Here is a 17,995-nt window from a genome sequence, read left to right on the forward strand (position 1 = left end):
ACCCGACGAAATCCTGGGGCACCCTATGAAGCGCATAATGGCATCATCCACAGGCGAAAAATCACGACGGCGGCCAATGACAAGGAGGTCCGGATGCTGAGGCTTCCCCGCATCACGGTTGAGGTTCCGGTGCTCGCCGTCGGAGCCAAACCCGCGGACTACGAACAGCTCGCCGCGTACACGGACGGGCTGCGCAGGCCGCAGGGCCTGCACATGACCCTGCTCCACATCGGCATGCTGGAGGACTTCGCCGCCGACGTTGCTGAATGGACGAAGGGAACCACCGATTCTGCAGCGGCCGCCGTTGCAACTGTCGACTGGCTGCGCGCGCTGCCCGTGCTGGAGGGCTTCTCCGGTACGGCCGAGCGACTGGTTCTGCTGGGCGGCGGCAGGGTGTCCGGACTCGAGGTGGACGTGCCCCAGGGCGTGCGGGACTTTCAGGTCTCCCTCGTCCATGCCCTCCACGAGCTGCTGGATGACCTGCTGGTGGACAACCCCGATGACTTCATCCTCAGCTCCCGCGCACTCGGCTACCGGTATCCGAAGTGGCGCCCCCACGTTGCCGTGGGCAAGCCAAAGCCACAGGGGCATTCAGGGGAACGCCGTTCACGGGAAGGAGGCGGCTCCTGGGAAATCCGTCCGCTCACGGTGGAGTTCGGACCGTCGCAGATCCGGAACTGGCAGTTACTGCCGGGCTCTGGCGACAGCCTCGCTTAGCGGCTCGCCTTACGTAATGGCTCGCTTTAGGCAGGGGCTGGCTTTCCCACGAACGACGGCGGGTCTCACCTCGCGGGTTTGACCACCATGGCGGAGCCTCCCCCGCGCCTGGCCGGCTCGGCCGCGGCGACCAGGCGGCCGCCGGACTTGAACTCGATGGCCGTGGCTGCGCCGATCTCCGCTGCCGAAGTGAACGCGTCACCGGACGGGGTGAACTCGTGTCCGAACGGCTTCAGCTGGTTTCCATACGCGGTGATGAATGCGGGCTCGGCCGTCACCTTGGCCGAGTTCCGCTGCGCCGCCCGCGGAGCCGCGATGGCGTCGGAGATGCTCATCCCCAGGTCCACCCTGTTCAGAATCGTCTGCAGGACGGTGGTGATGATCGTCGAGCCGCCGGGCGAGCCGAGGGCGAGGAACGGGTCGCCGTCCTCGAGGATGATCGTCGGGGACATCGAGGACCGAGGCCGCTTGCCGGGCTCAATCCGGTTCGGGTCCTTCGGGTCGTACACGGTGGAGAAGTCGGTCAATTCGTTGTTCAGCAGGAACCCGCGGCCGGGAACCACGATGCCTGACCCGCCGGTCTGCTCGATGGTGAGGGTGTACTCGACGACGTTGCCCCACTTGTCAGCGACGGTCAGGTTGGTGGTGGAGATGTTCTCGGTGTCCTTCTCGCTGGCCGGGGCCGCCACGGCGGCCGGGCACGCGCCGTCGTAATTCGCCACGTCACCAGGGGCCACCGGCTTCACGGCCGCCCGCTTCGGGTTGATTTCGCAGGAGCGTTCCTTGCCGAACAGCGGGTCCGTCAGGGCATTGGTGGGTACGTCGACAAAGGCCGGATCGCCCACATACTTGCCGCGGTCCGCAAAGGCGAGAGCGCTGGCTTCGAGGTAATAGTGCAGCGCGGTGGGCCTGGACATCCCGGAAAGGTCGAACGGCTCAAGGATGTTCAGCGCCTCGCCCACGGTAGTACCGCCGCTGCTCGACGGGGCCATGCCGTAGACGTCAAGGCCACGGTATTCGACGTGGGTGGGCGACTGGTTCAGGGCGCGGTACTTGGCGAGGTCCGCAGTCGTCAGGTGGCCGGCCGGGACGGGCAGCCTGGTTGTCTTGGTCTTGGGCGGCGCCTGCACAGTCGCCGCTATCTCCTTCGCGAGCGCGCCGTGGTAGAAGCCGCGTGTTCCCTTGTCCGCGAGCAGCCGGTAGGTTGCCGCGAGGTCCCGGTTCCTGAAGATACTGCCGACGGCGGGCGCGTCACCGCCGGGGAGGAAGAGCTTGCTGGTGGAGGTGAACGCCTGAAAGCGGAGCTTGTTGTCGAGTGTCTGCTGGCGGAAGGTGGCGTCCACCACGAACCCGCGGTCCGCGACGTTGATGGCCGGCTCGAGGACGTCGTCCAGGTCCTTGGTTCCCCACCGGTCCAGTGCGCGCTCCCACGTGGCCGGCGTGCCGGGCACGCCCACCGAAACGCCGCTGGTGACGAGCTCGGGGGTGAAGTTGTAGGGTTTGCCGGTCTTGGGATCGATGAAGGCATCGTGCGGCATGGCCGCGGGGGCCGTCTCGCGGCCGTCGATGGTGCTGACCCGGCCGGTGTGTGCGCTGTAGAAGAGGAAGTAGCCCCCGCCGCCGACTCCGGCGCTGTAGGGCTCTGTCACGCCGAGGGTGGCCGCAGCGGCCACCGCTGCGTCTGCAGCGTTGCCTCCCCTGCGGAGGATGTCGATGGCCGCGGCGGATGCCTCCGGGTCCACGGTGCTCACCGCGCCGCCATATCCGGTGGCGGTCGCAGTCTTTTCGGTCACCCGCTCATCAGCAAACGCGGGGCTGGCGACGGCCCCCGCCGTCACGCTCACTGCCAGGGCCGTGGTGACGGCTGCTACTCGGCTTCTTAGGTGTGGCATGGTCGCTCCCGGGACGGTGTACTGCGGGTTGACGGTACTGTCACGCTACTCCGCCGGGCAAGGACACTCAACGGCGAAAACATTCACCGGCCATCGGCGGTAACGGCCGCCGTGCGCATCAACGGCCGTGGGCTTCATCAGCCGCGGCGCGCTGCCGGCGGCTGGCATACAGGAACGGCACCGCCGCCAGCTGGATCACGCCGCTGAACGCCAGCGACGCCGAATAGCCGTATACGTCGGCGGCCCGCCCCAGCAGCGGCTGCACCACCACGCCGCCGCTCGAGCCCGTGAGGGAGGCGAAGCTGAGCACCGTTGCCCGTTGCCTGGAGTCGATCATGTCATTGAGGTAGGCCTGCCCCACCGGGGTCCCGACCTCGGCCACCAGCGCCCAGGCGGCCAGCAGCACCAGGGCCACCCAGAACTCACGGGTGAAGCCGAGCGCCACCAGGATCAGTGCGCTCCCGGCCCCGCTGAGAATCAGCACCGTGGTGCGTTTGCGCACCAGACGGCGGAAGCGCGGCGCCAGCCAGCCGCCGAGGACCTCGGCCCCTGCCACGATGGCTGCGGCCAAACCTGCGATAGCGTACGCGCTGCGGTCGCCGAACAGCTCAAGCAGGTACGGCTGCAGGGCGTAGAAGACATAGATCCCGACGCCGGCCGTGAACGGCGCGGACAGCATCACGTAGCGCACGGGCGGATTTTTCAGGCCGTTCTCGATGGAGGCTGAAAGGACGGCGCGGGTTGCCTGGAGGGGATGCGCGGAGCGTTCGGGGGTGAAGCCGACATCGTGCATGAGCCACAGGGCCACGGCGAACATGCCCAGCAGCACGCCTACTCGCAGCAGGAACGGCACACCGAGGTCGGTGGCCTGGGCAATGACGCCACCTGCCACCGACCCGATGAGCATGGCGGTGCCGGACACCATCTGGCCGCGCCCGAGTACCGTCTCCAGCGCACCGTCGTAGCCGGAAAAGTGCAGCGCGTCCACGAGCCAGGCCTCGACGGCGCCGGAGAAGAAGGTGAAGCCCAAACCGAGCAGCACGGACACCACTGCCCACGACCAGAACGGGGCGGAAAGCTGCCACAGCAGGTAGTAGAGGAGCGTCGAGACGGCCAAGGTGGCGGTGCCGAGCAGGAAGGAAACCCGGCGCCCCCAGCCGTCGGCCACCACGCCGGTGGGCACCTCGAACAGCACCATGCCGGCGGTGAAGAAGGCGTTCGCGGCAAAGGCCTCGAGGTTGCTGAGCCCGGCATCGAGCAGGAACAGCGTGTTGATGCCCCAGATGAACGAGGCCGCAAGGGTATTGCCCAGTGTCAGCGTCAGGTAGATGCGCTGCACTTTGCGGGCCGCCGGATTCATAGCCTCACTGTCCGTCCCGGCGCGAAGTTGGGGCACGAGCCCATTCTCGTCGTCTTGACCGGCGCCCGCCAGAGACCCTTTTATCGGCAGGCGTTCGAGCGTAGCGTCGTGCCCAACGGAGGATGGCGGCGACCAATAGTGCGGCTCCGGTCCGCACAGCGCCGGCCTCCCTCCTGAGCCGTTGAAGGAGGCGGGAATGGCTGCTGGCTGGAATGCTGACACAGCTGCCGGTCCGGTGGGGTCGGGCACGGTCACGCTGGTGGAAGGTTCGTCCTTCTGCATTTCCTCGGCGAACGGGGATATCCACCCGGAGCACCCGCACGGGGTCTTCCATGAGGACACCCGCATCCTGTCCCGCTGGAACCTGTCTGTGAACGGCCTGCCCCTGGAGGCGCTGACGGCGGAGACCAAGGAGCCTTACCGGGCGCTGTTTATTGGCCGCGTTCCCCGCTCTGACGGGTACGCTGACAGTCCCCTGATCGTGGAGCGCTTACGCGAGGTGGGCGCCGGCATCCGCGAGGAGATCACCATCCGGAACTACTCCTCGAAGGAGACCGAGTGCATCGTTTCGCTCAGTGTTGAATCGGATTTCGCTGATCTATTTGAAGTGAAGGAGGCACGCGTCCAGCGGCGCTGGGAGGAATCCCGCCAGCCCGAGGGCGGCTCGCTGGTGATCCGGGCCAGCTGGCAGGATCTTGTGAAGAGCGTCGTGGTCAACGCAAGCGGCGCCGAGGTCACGGCCGATTCCCTCACGTTCCAGACGGTGGTCCCGCCGCGCGGTGCATGGAGCTCTCGGGTGAGCGTCGCGCCTGCCGCCAGCGGCGGCGGGGTCCCGCCGTCGTCGTTGATCCGTCCGGCGGCCGGCGAGGTATCCCCGAGCGACCGCCGCCGGCAGGAATGGGTGGCGAAGATTCCCAAGCTGCACATGGCGAACCGTTCCATAGAGCGGACCCTACGGCGCAGCTACGACGACCTGGGCGCCCTCCGCATCGAGGATCCCGCACATCCGGAGCGCATCGTGGTGGCAGCCGGTGCCCCGTGGTTCATGACGCTGTTCGGCCGGGACTCGCTGTGGGCCTCGGAAATGGCACTGCCGGTGGATCCGTCCCTGGCGCTGGGCACCCTGCAGACGCTGGCCGACCGGCAGGGCAAAGTCGTGGATCCGATGAGCGAGGAGGAACCGGGGAAGATCCTGCATGAGGTCAGGCTCGGTATCTCCAGCGGGCTGGCGTTGGGCGGCAAATCCGCCTATTACGGCAGCGTCGATGCCACGCCGCAGTTCGTGATGGCGCTCGGTTCGGTGAGCCGCTGGGGCTTCGCGAAGGACACGATTGCAGCGCTGCTGCCCCATGCCGACCGCGCTCTGGACTGGGTAAGGAATTACGGCGACAAGGACGGCGACGGGTTCGTCGAGTACGAGCGCCTCAACGACCAGGGCCTCATCAACCAGGGCTGGAAGGACTCCTGGGACGGCATCAACTTCGAGGACGGGACGCTGGCCGAGCCTCCCATCGCGCTCTGCGAAGTCCAGGCGCTGGTCTACTCGGCGCTCCTGTCCAGGGCGTGGATGGCGTACGACGCCGGCGACGCGCCTCTGGCCGCCCGGCTCACCGAAGAGGCGGCGCAGCTGAAGAAGAAGTTCAACGAACAGTTCTGGCTGCCGGACCGCGGCTATTACGCCGTCGCGCTGGACCGCAACAAGCGGCCGGTGGACGCGTGCACTTCCAACATGGGGCAGTGCCTGTGGCACGGCATCGTGGATGAGGACAAGCTGCCGCTGGTAGCCGAGCGGCTGATGTCCCCTGAGATGTTCAGCGGCTGGGGCGTCCGGACCTTGGCCACCGACATGGGTGCCTACAATCCTGCCAGCTACCACAACGGCTCGGTCTGGCCGCACGACAATGCCATCATCGCGGCCGGCCTGTTGCGCTACGGCTTCGTGGAGGAAGCGCAGCGGATCGCTACGGCCCTGCTGGAAGCGGCCGAATACACCGACGGACGCCTGCCGGAGCTGTTCTGCGGCTTCAGCCGGGACCAGGTCACGGAACCGGTGCCGTATCCGACGGCGTGCTCCCCGCAGGCATGGGCGGCCACCACGCCGATCATGCTGGTGACCAGCCTGATGCGGTACGACGCGCATGTGTCCCGGGGCGGCATGTGGATGGACCCCGTGCTACCCGAATCCTACGGCGACCTCCACATCACCAACGCACCCATGGGCGGTGGCCGGATCACCATCGACATCGCGGGTTCCGAGCCCTCCGTGCAGGGGCTGCCGGAAGGACTGACCTTCCACCGCGAACACCGGCCGTGGCTGACGGAGCTGCTAGCTGAAGCCGGGCTGGGAAAGTAAGGTTCCGGCATCGTTCTCTCGGTCCTGTCCGGATTCAGGGGCGGCGGTCCAGCGGCGCTAGGGCCGGTCTACGGGCGGCGGTCCAGCGCCTGCAGCAGCCGTTGAACGGAGCCGCCCAGGTTCCACTCGGTGGCGAGCCGCTCGAGCTCTTCCCGCGCCTCGCCCCTGACAGCATGCAGTTCCGCCCCCGCCTCCTCAAGGGACGGCAGCTCCAGATTGCGCACCACGTTGACGACGGCGGGGGCCACCTTGAGATAGTCCACGGCCGCGGCGAGCTTGGAGCGGACCGAGGCGGACACCCCGCCTCCGGGATCCGCCGCCGCTGCTACCAGCCCGTCGAGTGTGCCGTGCTCCAGGAGGAGCGCCGCGGCGGTCTTCTCGCCGATGCCTGCGACGCCCGGCAGCCCGTCCGAGGCGTCGCCGCGCAGGGTCGCGTAGTCGGCATACTGCTCGGGGAGCACACGGTACTTCCCGACCACGACGGCGTCGGTCATGACTTCGAGGTTCCTCATGCCCCGGGCGGTGTAGATCACGCGCACCTGCCGGGAGTCGTCGACCACCTGGAAGAGGTCCCGGTCCCCCGTTACCACGTCGACCGGAAGGTCGGCGTGGCTGGCGTAGGTGCCCACGACGTCGTCGGCCTCGTGCTCCGTAGCGCCCACGACGGCGATGCCGGCGAGGTCCAGCACGTGGCGGATCAGCGGGATCTGCGCCTCCAGCGCGTCCGGCACCACCTCCACGTCCGGGACGGCCTGCCTCACCTCGGCGACGCGGTGGGACTTGTAGGTCGGGATGAGGTCCACCCGCCACTGCGGACGCCAGTCGTCATCCCAGCAGGCCACCAGATGCGTGGCGCCGTAGTCCGTGGTGAGCCGCGCGATCATGTCGAGCAGGCCGCGGACGGCGTTCACCGGGGTGCCGTCGGCCTTGCGGATGGTGTCGGGCAGGCCGTAGAAGGCGCGGAAGTACAGGGAGGCGGTGTCCAGCAGCATCAGGCGGTTGACCATGACTGATCCTGACACGGATTCACCGCGCAGTGCCCGTGACACGGACCGGAGGTGGGAGGATGAGCCAATGGAACTGCACATCACCGGCGACGACGCCGCCGACAAACTGCTCAGCGATGACGCTTTCGCGCTGCTCACCGGCATGCTGCTTGACCAGCAGGTGACCATGGAGTCGGCGTTCGCCGGACCCGAAAAGATCCGCATGCGCATCGGGTCCATCAGTCCTGCCGCCGTGGCCGAACATGATCCGGCAGGCTTCGTCGAGGTCTTCAAGGAGCGTCCGGCCGTCCACCGCTTCCCCGGCTCCATGGCCGGCCGCGTCCAGGCGCTCGCCGAGGCCGTGCAGGGCGAGTGGAACGGCGACGCGACCGCTATCTGGACCCGGGACGAACCCGACGGAAAGGAAGTTCTCCGCAGGCTGAAGGCACTGCCGGGATTCGGCGAGCAGAAGGCCAAGATCTTCCTGGCGCTGCTCGGCAAGCAGTGCGGACTCGAGGCGCCGGGCTGGCGCGAGGCCGCCGGCCACTACGGCCAGGAGGGTTCATACCTCTCAGTCGCGGACATCGTGGACCCGGAGTCGCTGACTAAGGTGCGTGCCAGCAAGCAGGCAGCCAAGGCTGCCGCGAAGGCAGCGAAGGCGCCCGCCGCCGAGTAGCGCTTGCGTACGACGGCGGCCGTTCGCCTTCAGCGGTTGGCTCAGTACTCGCCCTTGATCACGAAATAAGAGCCGCGGATCTCGCCGGCCAGCTTCGACTTTTGGCGCGCGAACTTGAAGCTTGATGCGAGTTCCTCCGGAACTTCCATGCCTTGTGAGAGCTTGAACCCCACTGCTCGCTTCGATCCGTCCTCGATGCCGTACATCACGTTGATCGACAGGCCGGATTCGTAGAACACATACGCCATCCGGAAACCGTCCACCTCAAAGGAAGTCACCTCAAGCGGTCGGGACGAGATGGCAATGCTGCGCTCCTCTGAGAGGATGCGGTTCACCCAGTCGAGCGTTTCCGGCGCCTCGCTGGCGGGCCTGACGGTGAAAACGTGATCGTACTTGTTCTTGTAATAACGCGCCTCGTTGGCACGCAGTCCTGCCAGCGGTTCCGCCACTGGGGACGATTCCACGCCAACGGTGGACACGTTCTGGAAGTCTACGGTGTATGGCATGCGCCCTCCTGATCATGATTCATCACTTTCCCTACCCTAATGTCCGGCGCCGCGGCCAGCTTCTCGATTCCTGATCGATTGGAGTCAGTACCGCCAGCGGAGGGCCGCAATCACAGCCTCGCGGTCAAGCTTGGCAAACCGATCTGCTTCACCCCGCCGCACAGCCACATAGGCGTCCAGCAATTCATGGCCCAATGCAGAGCGGAGGAAACTGCTGCCGTCCAGATCGTCCAGGGCCGTGAACATGTCAGGCGCAAATGTCCGGATATCCAGTCGCTCCCTCTCCGCCTCGCTTAAGGTCCCGGGATCGACGGTGACCTCGGCAGGCAGTTTCAGCCGTCCCCTGAAGCCCTCCATCGCGGCGGCAAGAATGGCTGCTACGGCAAGGTACTGGTTGGCGGATCCATCGCAGCATTTCACTTCGACGTTCGATTGCTCGTCCTCGTAGCCCTTCAGGCCCGGCACGAAGCGGACGGCGGCCTCGCGGTTGCCCGTGCCCCAGCAAATAAAACTGCCCGCCCATTGTTCTGGTTGAAGCCGGGCCAGGCTTAAGGCGCTTCCTCCCAGCAATGCTGCGCTTTCAGCCAGCCTGCCGAGCACGCCTGCGATCATGCTCTCGCCTTCCGGGCTCATTTGCGTAGCGGCTGCAGCGTCGTAGAAGACGTTGCCATCCCCGTTCCTCGCGGAGAAATGGATGTGGCATCCGTTGGTCGCGGTGTTCGAATCCGCTATTGGCGAGTAAGAAACGTGCAATCCATGCCGGCGGGAAACCCGGGCGACGATGAACCGGGCGAGAAGGTAATCATCCACGGCCTGAACCGGGCTCCTCGGGGCCAGGGCGATTTCCACCTGGCCTTGGCCATACTCGGGGTGAATCTGTTCAACCGGAACACCGGCCTCCACAAGTGCCGTGAGCACGTCCAGATGCCATGCCTCCAGCTGAAGGAATGCGGCCGCAGAATAGCCCGGACCAGCGTGTGCGAGAACGGGCGCGCCCTGGGTACCGCTGAACACCGTGAACTCCAGCTCGAAGCCCACCGAAACCTCCAGCCCGGCCGCTGACCACTCGGCAGCCTCACGTTTGAGTGCCGTGCGCTGGCAGGTTGGAAACGGAGCACCGCGCATGTCCACCAGGTCGGCCGGCGCCCACGCCAGGCCGCTTGCCTTGTCAATGACGGCAACTGCTGCCCGGTCCGGCATTCCGCGCAGGTCTCCGACTATGGGGTCGATCTCGGATGACCGGGTGACATGGTCGTCGGCGGCCAGGAGGACTCCGACGCTTACTGAGACGCCGCAGCCATTGTGGAAGGCACCCTCGACCTTGGGCCCCGGCAGCACTTTGACCCTCGAAACGCCTGCGTTGTCCAGGCTGGAAATGACAAGAGCCCTGACTTGCTGGAGATCCATGTCTGCCTTTGGATTTGAAGTCACGGCTTTCCTTTCGTTGTTCAGCCGGTCGGCACTGAGCTCTAGGTGTTGTTCAAGTTATAGACGCGCCTGGCGTTTTTCGAGGCGACCATCGCGGCAATTCGTTCGGCGTCGTTCGGGGTTGCCCAGCCCGAGGCGACCCAGTCATCCATCACGGCTGCGAATGCAGTTCGCCAGATAGCGGCGCTGACGGCGTAGTGCTCGCCGAGGCCGTACGCATCCGATGAGTAGAGCACCTTGCTGAACGGTGCAATCTCCACCGCCTGGCGGATCGCTGTGCCGGCGCTCGGGCCCAGGTAATGCGAAACCAGACCCACGTCCAGATAGACGTGCGGGAAGACCTGGGCGAGGATCCCGGCTTCCCTGATGAAGGGATAGCAGTGCAGGAGCATGAAGTCGACGCCCCGTGATCTGGTGGCGTGAAAGAGCGGATTGAGCCGGGATGGATCAGCGCGGAACAGCTCGATGTCTCCGTCGCCGTATCCCGTGTGGAGCTGAATGGGAAGGCCTGCGTCGATCCCCGACCAAAGCCCGAACCTCAGCAGGACCGGGTCACTGACTCTGAATATCCCGGTTCTCTCCGCAGTACGGAACCATTCGTCAGCGGCTTTGAGCACTTCACGCCCGGATGGCCGTTCTGCGGGAATGTCGAAACCATGACGGTAGGCGATGATGGATTTCAGCCCCACAGCCTCGCGGCTTCTGGCGGCAAGCGTCGCCGGGAGTTTCGCAACAAAGCCGGCTGCTGTGGACTCGGAAGCAAGGTCCTCGGCCACTCTCTCGATACGGACGATCTCGCGGGTATGGGCTTCAGCACGCGCCGCCATGGCGGCGGGTCCCAGCAGGCGCGTATCCGGTATGCCCGTGTCAAGAAGATAGTCGGAAGTCCCCGTGCTGCGAAGCAGCAGCCGGTTAGCTTCTGCGGCGCCGATGCTCCTGCGCCGCGCGAGGTATTCATCAAGCGGCGCAAGAGGCTCGAGTCCGAGGATCGGGGCGCAGAAACGCCGCACCGCCAGCCCGAAGGGCGAATCGAGGCTGTCCGTGCCTGCAGGTCCCGGCCAGTCGGACTCGGTGGCCAGGCTCCTGAACTCGTCGTCGCTCAGCTCGGTCTCGACGACTCCATGACTATGGTGATCAATCAGGGGAAGGTCAACACTGCGGCTGTTTGCGTCAGTCATGATCCCCGCCAACTGTTCGTATTTGGCTCATTGTCCCGTTGAGGCCGTCCTTGTACTGGTGTCTTCGCCAGGGCGGCCCGGCCCCTGCAGGACGCCGTCGAGGCTGACGTGGTTCACGAGCAGAACGCGCATGCGGGACTGCCTCCGATTTCAGCTGGCGTTGACCGCCAGGGTGTTTACCCGCCCACCCAAAGCGACCCAGAGGTAGCGGATGGCTGCCTCGACGCCTTTGGGATTCACTCCGGCCAGGAGCTGCAGGACCAGGCCGTCCAGCGCTGCGAACGCGGCCTGGGCAGCACCCTCCTGCCCGCCAAAGCCGATCCGCTGGATGCCGTGGGAAAGCGCCGCAATGTAGCTGTCGTAGAGGTGCCGCACCGGCCCCGCCAGTTCGGGGTGCCGCCGCGATTCCAGGATCATTTCGTACTGGAAAATCTGGATATCGGGGTTGTCTTCAATCAACGACAGGATGCTCTGGCAGAACTCCTCCTCGGTCGCAGGCAGCGCCTCCAGCTGTGACAGGCCGATCGACTGCTGCACGGACCATTCGAGTGCGGCTTCGATGAGGGCATCCCGCTTGCCGAAGTGATGGACCACCAAAGTGTTGTTTACGCCAGCGTGCTCGGCAACAGCACGGAATGTCAGGCCCCGCAATCCCTTGCGCGCCACCACGTGCACGGTTGCGGCAAGCAAAGCTTCGCGCCCTGTGCCGTAACCATTTTGTTTCTGCCCGCTCATGTCACCGATTCTAGCCGCTGGCCGCACGGTATTGACTTCAAACCTCAGCAAATGCTTAGCTGTGATGCAACACACAACTAAGCAACTGCTGAGTTATTCATCCCCAAGGAGGAACCAATGTCCACTTCCACGAGCGCCGTCGAATTCACCATCCACGATGCCTTGGATCCGCAGAAGTATGAGCCCTTCGTTCTGGGCCAGGTCCAGTGGGTGCGCCGTCCCGGAGATGGGGACCGCCCCGCCTTGTCAGCCGGCTTCTGGCACGTCACCACTGAAGAGGCCCCCGAGCCATTTGACCTGCTGATCGAAGCGGACGAAACCATCCAGATCATCGAGGGCCACCTGCACATCGAGGTTGAGGGCGGCGAAAGCTTCGATCTGAAGCCAGGATCCGCAGCCTCATTCAACAAAGGAGCCCAAACTCGGTGGACCGTCGTCGAAGACACCACGGAGTTCTTTGTCTACTCCTGACCGTCGCCAACGACTTGAAAGCAGAAGGCTCCATCATGACTAACACCATCCCCCAGACCCGGCAGGCCGACGTCGTCATCGTCGGAGCCGGCTTCGCCGGCCTTACTGCGGCCCGTGAACTGCGCCAGGCCGGCCTGTCCGTAATTGTTCTCGAAGCCAGGGACCGGATCGGCGGCCGCACCTGGCTGGATCACCGGCTTGGCCGCCCCCTGGAAATGGGCGGCACCTGGGTCCATTGGACCCAGCCGTATGTATGGGCGGAAATGAAGCGCTACGGGATCGGCGCCGTTCAGAGCCCTGTCCCCCGGACTGCCTATTGGTGGGCAGGCGGTGCACGGCACGAGGGCACCCCGGAACAGCTGCTGAATGAAATCGATGCACCCAACCGAAAGCTGGTCGAACAATCGCGCCAGTACTTCCCGCAGCCCTTCGCTCCGTTCACCAACCCCGACATCAAGGGCATCGATCATGTTTCCCTGCCCAAGAAAATCGCCGAACTGCAGATCACGGATTACTCCCGCGACGTCCTGGAATCCTTCTGGGCCCTGAACTTCAACGGCCCGGTCGACGACGCCGCTTTCACCCAGGCCCTGCGGTGGGTCGCGCTGACCAACGGCGACTGGCTGGTCAACTTCGAGGCCTGCGCCACCTTCAAGATCCAGGGCGGCACCGGCCAACTGATCAACGGCATCGCCGCCGGAACAGATGTCCGCCTGGGAACGACCGTTGCGGCCGTCAACTACAGCGGCGGGAACGTCACCGTTCTCACCAGTGACGGCGAATTCCAGGCAGCGCACGTGATCTGCACCCTGCCCCTCGGCGCCATGGGGACCATCGCGTTCGAACCTCCGCTTCCCGGGGCAAGCCGGAAGAGCATCGCCGAAGGGCAGGTCTCCAGGGGCATCAAGGTCTGGGTCACAGTCAGGGGTGACGTGCAGCCGTTCGTTGCCCTTGGCGCCGCTGAATGGCCGCTGAACTTCGCCCAGGCTGAGTATGACCAGGACGGAAACACCATCCTGGTTGCCTTCGGACCCGACTCCACGCGCCTTGACGCCACCGACCTCCAGCAGGTCCAGGCCGCCGTTGACCTGCTGGTGCCGGACCTTGAAGTCCTGGACGTCGCCAGCCACGACTGGACCGGCGATGCGCTTTCAGGGGAAACCTGGCCCATGCACCGTCCGGGCTTCCTGACGGAGACCCTTCCCGGTTTCCAGCAGCCCCATGGCTGCCTCCTGTTCGCAGGTTCCGACTATGCAAACGGCTGGGGCGGCTTCATCGACGGCGCCATCGAATCCGGGCTGGAAGTAGCCCGGAGCATTGCAAACGAGCACAGCGCCTGATTTTCCTGGGCGTTACTTCCCTGCCGGGGAAAGGCCGGCGGCGTTCGCGTCGCCGGCTGCGCCCGAACGTTCAAGGAGCCTGCCGACCTGGACGACGGCGGATCGGATCTTCGCCGGATTTCCGAAGGTGAGGAACTGGAGCATTAGTCCGTCAAGCGCGGCGAAAACTGCCCTGGAAAGTTCGTCGTCCGTATCGAGGGAACGCTGGCGGAGAGCAGTTTCGACGGTGGAGATGTAGTTGTCATACAGGCGGTCCAGCAGGGCTTTGAGCTCCGGCTTTCGCCGCGCCTCGAGAAGCATCTCGAACTGGAAAAGCTGCAGTTCCGGCTCAGCGGACACCGAGGCCAGGAGAGCATCGGCGAACTGCTCGTCGAAATCCGCCACGCGGGCAAGCCCGGTTTCATCGATGGACCGCTGTACGGCCCATTCGAGAGTGGCGGCAAGCAACCCTTCGATCGAACCGAAATGGTGCGTGATTAGCGTGTGGTTCACGCCGGCGCGTGCGGCAACAGACCGATAAGTGACTCCCCGCAGGCCCTTCTCGGCAACAACATCAATAACCGCTGCCAGCAGGGCATCGCGGCCGTCCCCGTAGGGCAAACGTTGGGAATCCAGGCTCATAAGCCGATCCTATCCCCGTCCGCCCGCCGTTTTGAGACCCTTGACACCAAGAACTAAACACTTGTAGAGTTTCGCTTCGTGATGCGGCTCACTTTCCGCTCGTCACATTCGCTTCCTCCGGAAAACGCGCACGAGGGGGTGCGCCTTGACCCGGTACCCACACTTACTCATAAGGCATGACTCATGAGTCCTTGCCCCGGCGAAAGAGCCACATCATGAATCAACAAACTGGACAGATGCCCGCTCAGGGCACCGTCACCAGCCCTGCCCGTCTGCGGCCGAATAAGCTGGGCGTCGTCGCAGTGGCCTTCTTTGCGATCGCTGCCGCTGCGCCCATGGCGGCCGTTGTGGGCGCGAGCCCTGTCCTGTTCGCGGCCAGCGGACCCGGAACCCCCGTTATCTACGTCATCGCGGCCCTTCTGGTGGCCCTGTTTTCCGTGGGGTATCTGCGGATGAGCCACAGCATCACCAACGCGGGGGGATTTGTCGCCTACATCGCCAAGGGACTGGGAACGAAGTGGGCCACCGGCGGGGCAGGCATCGCGATCCTGACCTATGTCAGCCTCCAAGTGGGGCTCTGGTCCCAGTTCGGAGTCTTCGCCCAGCAACTCGTCGAAAGCCTGACAGGACTTGGGCTGCCGCCATACTTCTGGATCGTCGTCGTGCTGTCGCTGGCCACCGCCCTGACCATGAAGGGCGTGGATGCGAGCCTGAAGGTTCTGGGCGTGCTGATCCTGGGCGAAACCCTCGTCGTTGCCGCTCTTGTCGTTTCCCTGATTGCCCAAAAGGGGTTCGGGATCTTCACCTTCGACGGGTTCACTGGGGCCAACATCCTAGGACCCGGACTCGGCATCTCACTGCTGTTCGCCTTTGCCTGCTTCACAAGCTTTGAAGCGACAGTCGTCTTTGCGGAGGAAGCCGTGAACCCGCGCAAGACGATTCCGCGCGCCGCCTACCTCGTCATCGCCTTCGTCGGCTTCTTCTACATGATTTCCACCTGGGCAATCAGCGGAGCGATCGGCATCGACCGGGTCCAGTCCGAAGCCGCAGGCAACCCCGCCGGCATGATCTTCGACCTCGCCCAGAGCAGCGCCGGCTCCTGGCTCAGTCTCTCCATGCAAATCCTCGTCGTGACCAGCTTCATTGCCATGATGCTGGGCTTGGCCAACATGTTCGCCCGGTACCTCTTTGCCCTGGGACGCGCCGGGACGCTGCCCGCAAAGCTGGCATCAGTCTCAAAGAGCGGCGCCCCGAGGTTCGCCGGGCTGGTCAACGGCCTCGTGGTCCTGGCCATCATCAGCGCCTTCCTGATCTCAGGGGCCGACCCCATCACCACCGTCTTCGCCTGGTTCGTGGCCCTCGGGACCGCCGGCTTCATCAGCATCCTCCTCCTGACGTCCGCGGCGATCATCGTCTTCTTCGCCAGAGCCAAAATCCGCGACAACCCCTGGGTGACCGTCATCGCACCTGTCCTGTCCTTCATTTCGTTCATCGCCATCGGCTACCTGACCCTCGACAACTACGATGCCCTGCTCGGCGGCGCCGGCGGTGTTGCACGCTGGCTCCTCCTCGGAATCCCCTTCGTCCTCGTCGCAGGAATAGCCCGGGGAGCCCAGAAACCGTCAATCGACTACGCCTCCGAGATCGTCTGACGCCATACCCAAAGAACCAATCAGTTCAGCAAAAACCGTTCTCAACCAAAGGAAAACCATGACCGCGACCGACATCCAGGACTACGTTCCCGAAAACGAATGGCCCTCCGTGGCCACCATGCTCGACGGATTCGGAGACCAAACCCTGCCCGCCTCCGCGGCCCTGAGCGGCACCGCACTGCACCTCGCCCAGGGCAATGGCCCTGCAATTGCGTACAGCTTTCATGACGCGCAGTCCCTGACTTGGACCTCTGCCGACGGCGAAGAGGACCAGGGTGCAGCCAGGTATAAGGCGATCGAAGCGCGACCCGGGATCTTCATCGTCGACTTCGTCAAGGGCGAAGACCGCCGCGCTGAAAATGTCACCATCATCCTCGACAGAAACACCGGCGCCGTTACAACCGCCGTCAGCTCCTTCATCGCCGAAGGAGACAAGATCCGCAGCCACACCACGTTCAGCCAGGGAAACGTGGAAGGGTCTGCGGCCAGTCATTCCCGCTCCAGCGGGCTGGTCGGCAAGCGCATCTACTACCGCTACAGCGACGTCGAAACCTACGAACACATCTACCTCAACGCCGGCACCTTCACCTGGCACTGCCTCCGCGGCGGCGAGGCCGGACTCGCCGACACAGACCGCTGCCTGACCTTCGACGTCGGCGACGACCTCTACCTTTTCTTCTGGACCGAAAAGGTCATGACTGTTGAGGCGGTGCTGCTCATTGACCTGCGCGAGCAACGCTCCATCGGGCGGATGTTCGGCTGGGACGAACCCGCAGCCGAACCGGTCATCCTGCCTTTCAACTCCCGTCTCAGCGTCCTGAACATGACCGAATACCCGCAGGACAACCGCAAGCACTAGCCGAACAAAACCACTCGACGAGGAGTACCGATGGAAACCTACGATTCACTGCTTGCCAGCATTACCGCCACGCCCGGCCAAGACAGCCGGACCATTTTCGACCCCGCCACCGGCGGCGTCGTCGGCGAGGCGCCGGTCCACACCGTTGAGGACCTCGAAACCGCCGTCGCTGCGGCCGTCGCAGCCCAGCCCGCGTGGGCTGCGCTGGGCCACGACGCCCGGTCCGCCGCGCTGCTCAAGGCAGCCGACGCCGTCGAACGCTCCGCCGAGGAACTCGCCCAGCTGCTCTCCCGCGAGCAGGGCAAACCCCTCAACGGCCCCAACGCCCGCTTCGAGGTCGGCGCCTGCGCCGCCTGGCTCCGCGCCACCGCCGCCACCGAGCTCAAACCCGAAGTGGTCGTCGACGACGGCGAAACCTACGCCGAACTGCACTACAAGCCCATCGGCGTCGTCGGCGCCATCGGCCCCTGGAACTGGCCCATGATGATCACCATCTGGCAGATCGCCCCCGCCCTGCGGATGGGCAACACCGCCGTCGTCAAACCCTCAAAAATGACCCCGCTCTCCGTTCTGGCCCTGATCAAGGTCCTCAACGAAGAACTCCCCGACGGCGTCCTGTCCGTCATCTCCGGCGACCGCGAAGTCGGCGCCCGCCTCGCCGAACACCCCGCCGTCGGGAAGGTCATGTTCACCGGCTCCACCGCCGCCGGCAAGGCAATCATCAAATCCTCCGCCGACACCGTCAAACGCCTCACCCTCGAACTCGGCGGCAACGACGCCGGCATCGTCCTGCCCGACGCCGACCCCAAAGCCATCGCCGAAGGCCTGTTCTGGGGCGCCTTCCTGAACACCGGCCAGACCTGCGCCGCCCTCAAGCGCCTCTACGTCCACGACGACATCTACGACGCCGTCTGTTCCGAGCTCGCGGCCGTGGCCGCCGCGATGCCGATGGGCAACGGCCTGGACGAGAACAACGTCCTGGGCCCGCTGCAAAACAAGGCCCAGTACGACATCGTCGCCAACCTCGTCGAAGCCGCCCGCGACTCCGGCGCCCGGATCCTGCTCGGCGGAAACCCCGACGCCGACCAGCCCGGCTACTTCTACCCGACCACCCTCGTCGCAGACATCGACAACGACAACCCGCTCGTCGCCGAGGAACAGTTCGGCCCGGCCCTGCCCATCATCCGCTACAGCACCATCGATGAAGCCATCGGATACGCC

16 protein-coding genes are annotated in these 17,995 nt (G+C 65.1%); 8 read left to right on the forward strand and 8 right to left on the reverse strand.

The annotated features are described in order from the left end of the window. Window positions 1-93: 93 nt before the first annotated feature. Window positions 94-717, forward strand: coding sequence for a hypothetical protein (locus J7I85_RS10730; RefSeq protein ID WP_214851580.1), 624 nt, complete (start codon window positions 94-96; stop codon window positions 715-717). Between the two features lie 65 nt (window positions 718-782). On the opposite strand, the gene ggt is transcribed toward J7I85_RS10730, so the two are convergent. Both ggt and J7I85_RS10740 read right to left on the reverse strand, forming a co-directional pair. Continuing rightward, window positions 783-2,609, reverse strand: a complete 1,827-nt coding sequence (gene ggt / locus J7I85_RS10735; protein ID WP_214851588.1) for a gamma-glutamyltransferase — start codon at window positions 2,607-2,609, stop codon at window positions 783-785. 118 nt (window positions 2,610-2,727) lie between these two features. Next, a complete protein-coding gene (locus tag J7I85_RS10740) occupies window positions 2,728-3,969 on the reverse strand; it encodes an MFS transporter (protein ID WP_214851642.1) in 1,242 nt (413 codons plus the stop codon). Window positions 3,970-4,165: 196 nt separating this feature from the next. On the opposite strand from J7I85_RS10740, the gene J7I85_RS10745 reads away from it, so the two are divergent. Beyond that, entirely contained in the window at window positions 4,166-6,322 is a 2,157-nt protein-coding gene (locus tag J7I85_RS10745) for a glycogen debranching N-terminal domain-containing protein (protein WP_214851590.1), read from the forward strand. 68 nt (window positions 6,323-6,390) lie between these two features. On the opposite strand, the gene J7I85_RS10750 is transcribed toward J7I85_RS10745, so the two are convergent. Continuing rightward, entirely contained in the window at window positions 6,391-7,329 is a 939-nt protein-coding gene (locus tag J7I85_RS10750; protein WP_214851592.1) for a 5'-3' exonuclease, read from the reverse strand. Window positions 7,330-7,396: 67 nt separating this feature from the next. On the opposite strand from J7I85_RS10750, the gene J7I85_RS10755 reads away from it, so the two are divergent. Continuing rightward, the gene (locus tag J7I85_RS10755; protein ID WP_214851644.1) at window positions 7,397-7,984 is read left to right on the forward strand and encodes an HhH-GPD-type base excision DNA repair protein; all 588 of its coding nucleotides are present in this window, start codon (window positions 7,397-7,399) and stop codon (window positions 7,982-7,984) included. A gap of 41 nt (window positions 7,985-8,025) precedes the next feature. On the opposite strand, the gene J7I85_RS10760 is transcribed toward J7I85_RS10755, so the two are convergent. The 4 genes from J7I85_RS10760 to J7I85_RS10775 all read right to left on the reverse strand — a co-directional run bounded on the left by J7I85_RS10760 (window position 8,026) and on the right by J7I85_RS10775 (window position 11,831). Beyond that, window positions 8,026-8,490 (reverse strand): phage tail protein, encoded by a 465-nt coding sequence (locus tag J7I85_RS10760; RefSeq protein ID WP_214851595.1) that lies wholly within the window; start codon window positions 8,488-8,490, stop codon window positions 8,026-8,028. 84 nt (window positions 8,491-8,574) lie between these two features. Then, on the reverse strand, window positions 8,575-9,921 hold the full coding sequence (locus J7I85_RS10765) for a glutamine synthetase family protein (protein ID WP_214851596.1): 1,347 nt from the start codon (window positions 9,919-9,921) through the stop codon (window positions 8,575-8,577). Between the two features lie 38 nt (window positions 9,922-9,959). Beyond that, window positions 9,960-11,096, reverse strand: a complete 1,137-nt coding sequence (locus J7I85_RS10770; protein ID WP_214851604.1) for an amidohydrolase family protein — start codon at window positions 11,094-11,096, stop codon at window positions 9,960-9,962. A 150-nt stretch (window positions 11,097-11,246) separates the two neighbouring features. Continuing rightward, window positions 11,247-11,831 carry a TetR/AcrR family transcriptional regulator gene (locus J7I85_RS10775; protein WP_251024207.1) on the reverse strand — a complete coding sequence of 195 codons (585 nt, stop codon included), beginning with the start codon at window positions 11,829-11,831 and terminating at the stop codon, window positions 11,247-11,249. 117 nt (window positions 11,832-11,948) lie between these two features. Here J7I85_RS10775 and J7I85_RS10780 point away from each other — a divergent pair, with 117 nt between their 5' ends. Both J7I85_RS10780 and J7I85_RS10785 read left to right on the forward strand, forming a co-directional pair. Continuing rightward, window positions 11,949-12,302, forward strand: coding sequence for a cupin domain-containing protein (locus tag J7I85_RS10780; protein ID WP_214851607.1), 354 nt, complete (start codon window positions 11,949-11,951; stop codon window positions 12,300-12,302). A gap of 35 nt (window positions 12,303-12,337) precedes the next feature. Beyond that, entirely contained in the window at window positions 12,338-13,642 is a 1,305-nt protein-coding gene (locus tag J7I85_RS10785) for an NAD(P)/FAD-dependent oxidoreductase (protein ID WP_214851609.1), read from the forward strand. Window positions 13,643-13,654: 12 nt separating this feature from the next. Here J7I85_RS10785 and J7I85_RS10790 read toward each other — a convergent pair whose 3' ends face one another. Then, the gene (locus J7I85_RS10790; RefSeq protein ID WP_214851611.1) at window positions 13,655-14,263 is read right to left on the reverse strand and encodes a TetR/AcrR family transcriptional regulator; all 609 of its coding nucleotides are present in this window, start codon (window positions 14,261-14,263) and stop codon (window positions 13,655-13,657) included. A 215-nt stretch (window positions 14,264-14,478) separates the two neighbouring features. Between J7I85_RS10790 and J7I85_RS10795 the strand changes: the two genes are divergently transcribed. The 3 genes from J7I85_RS10795 to J7I85_RS10805 all read left to right on the forward strand — a co-directional run. Beyond that, window positions 14,479-15,915, forward strand: coding sequence for an APC family permease (locus tag J7I85_RS10795; RefSeq protein WP_214851613.1), 1,437 nt, complete (start codon window positions 14,479-14,481; stop codon window positions 15,913-15,915). A 58-nt stretch (window positions 15,916-15,973) separates the two neighbouring features. Further along, complete coding sequence (locus J7I85_RS10800) at window positions 15,974-16,774, forward strand: MoaF C-terminal domain-containing protein (RefSeq protein ID WP_214851615.1); 801 nt, start codon at window positions 15,974-15,976, stop codon at window positions 16,772-16,774. A 30-nt stretch (window positions 16,775-16,804) separates the two neighbouring features. Beyond that, window positions 16,805-17,995, forward strand: a 1,191-nt coding sequence (locus J7I85_RS10805) for an aldehyde dehydrogenase family protein (RefSeq protein ID WP_214851623.1), incomplete at its 3' end; no start/stop codon positions are given.

Origin of the sequence: Arthrobacter sp. ISL-65 (assembly GCF_018613795.1) — a bacterium.
GTDB lineage: Bacteria > Actinomycetota > Actinomycetes > Actinomycetales > Micrococcaceae > Arthrobacter.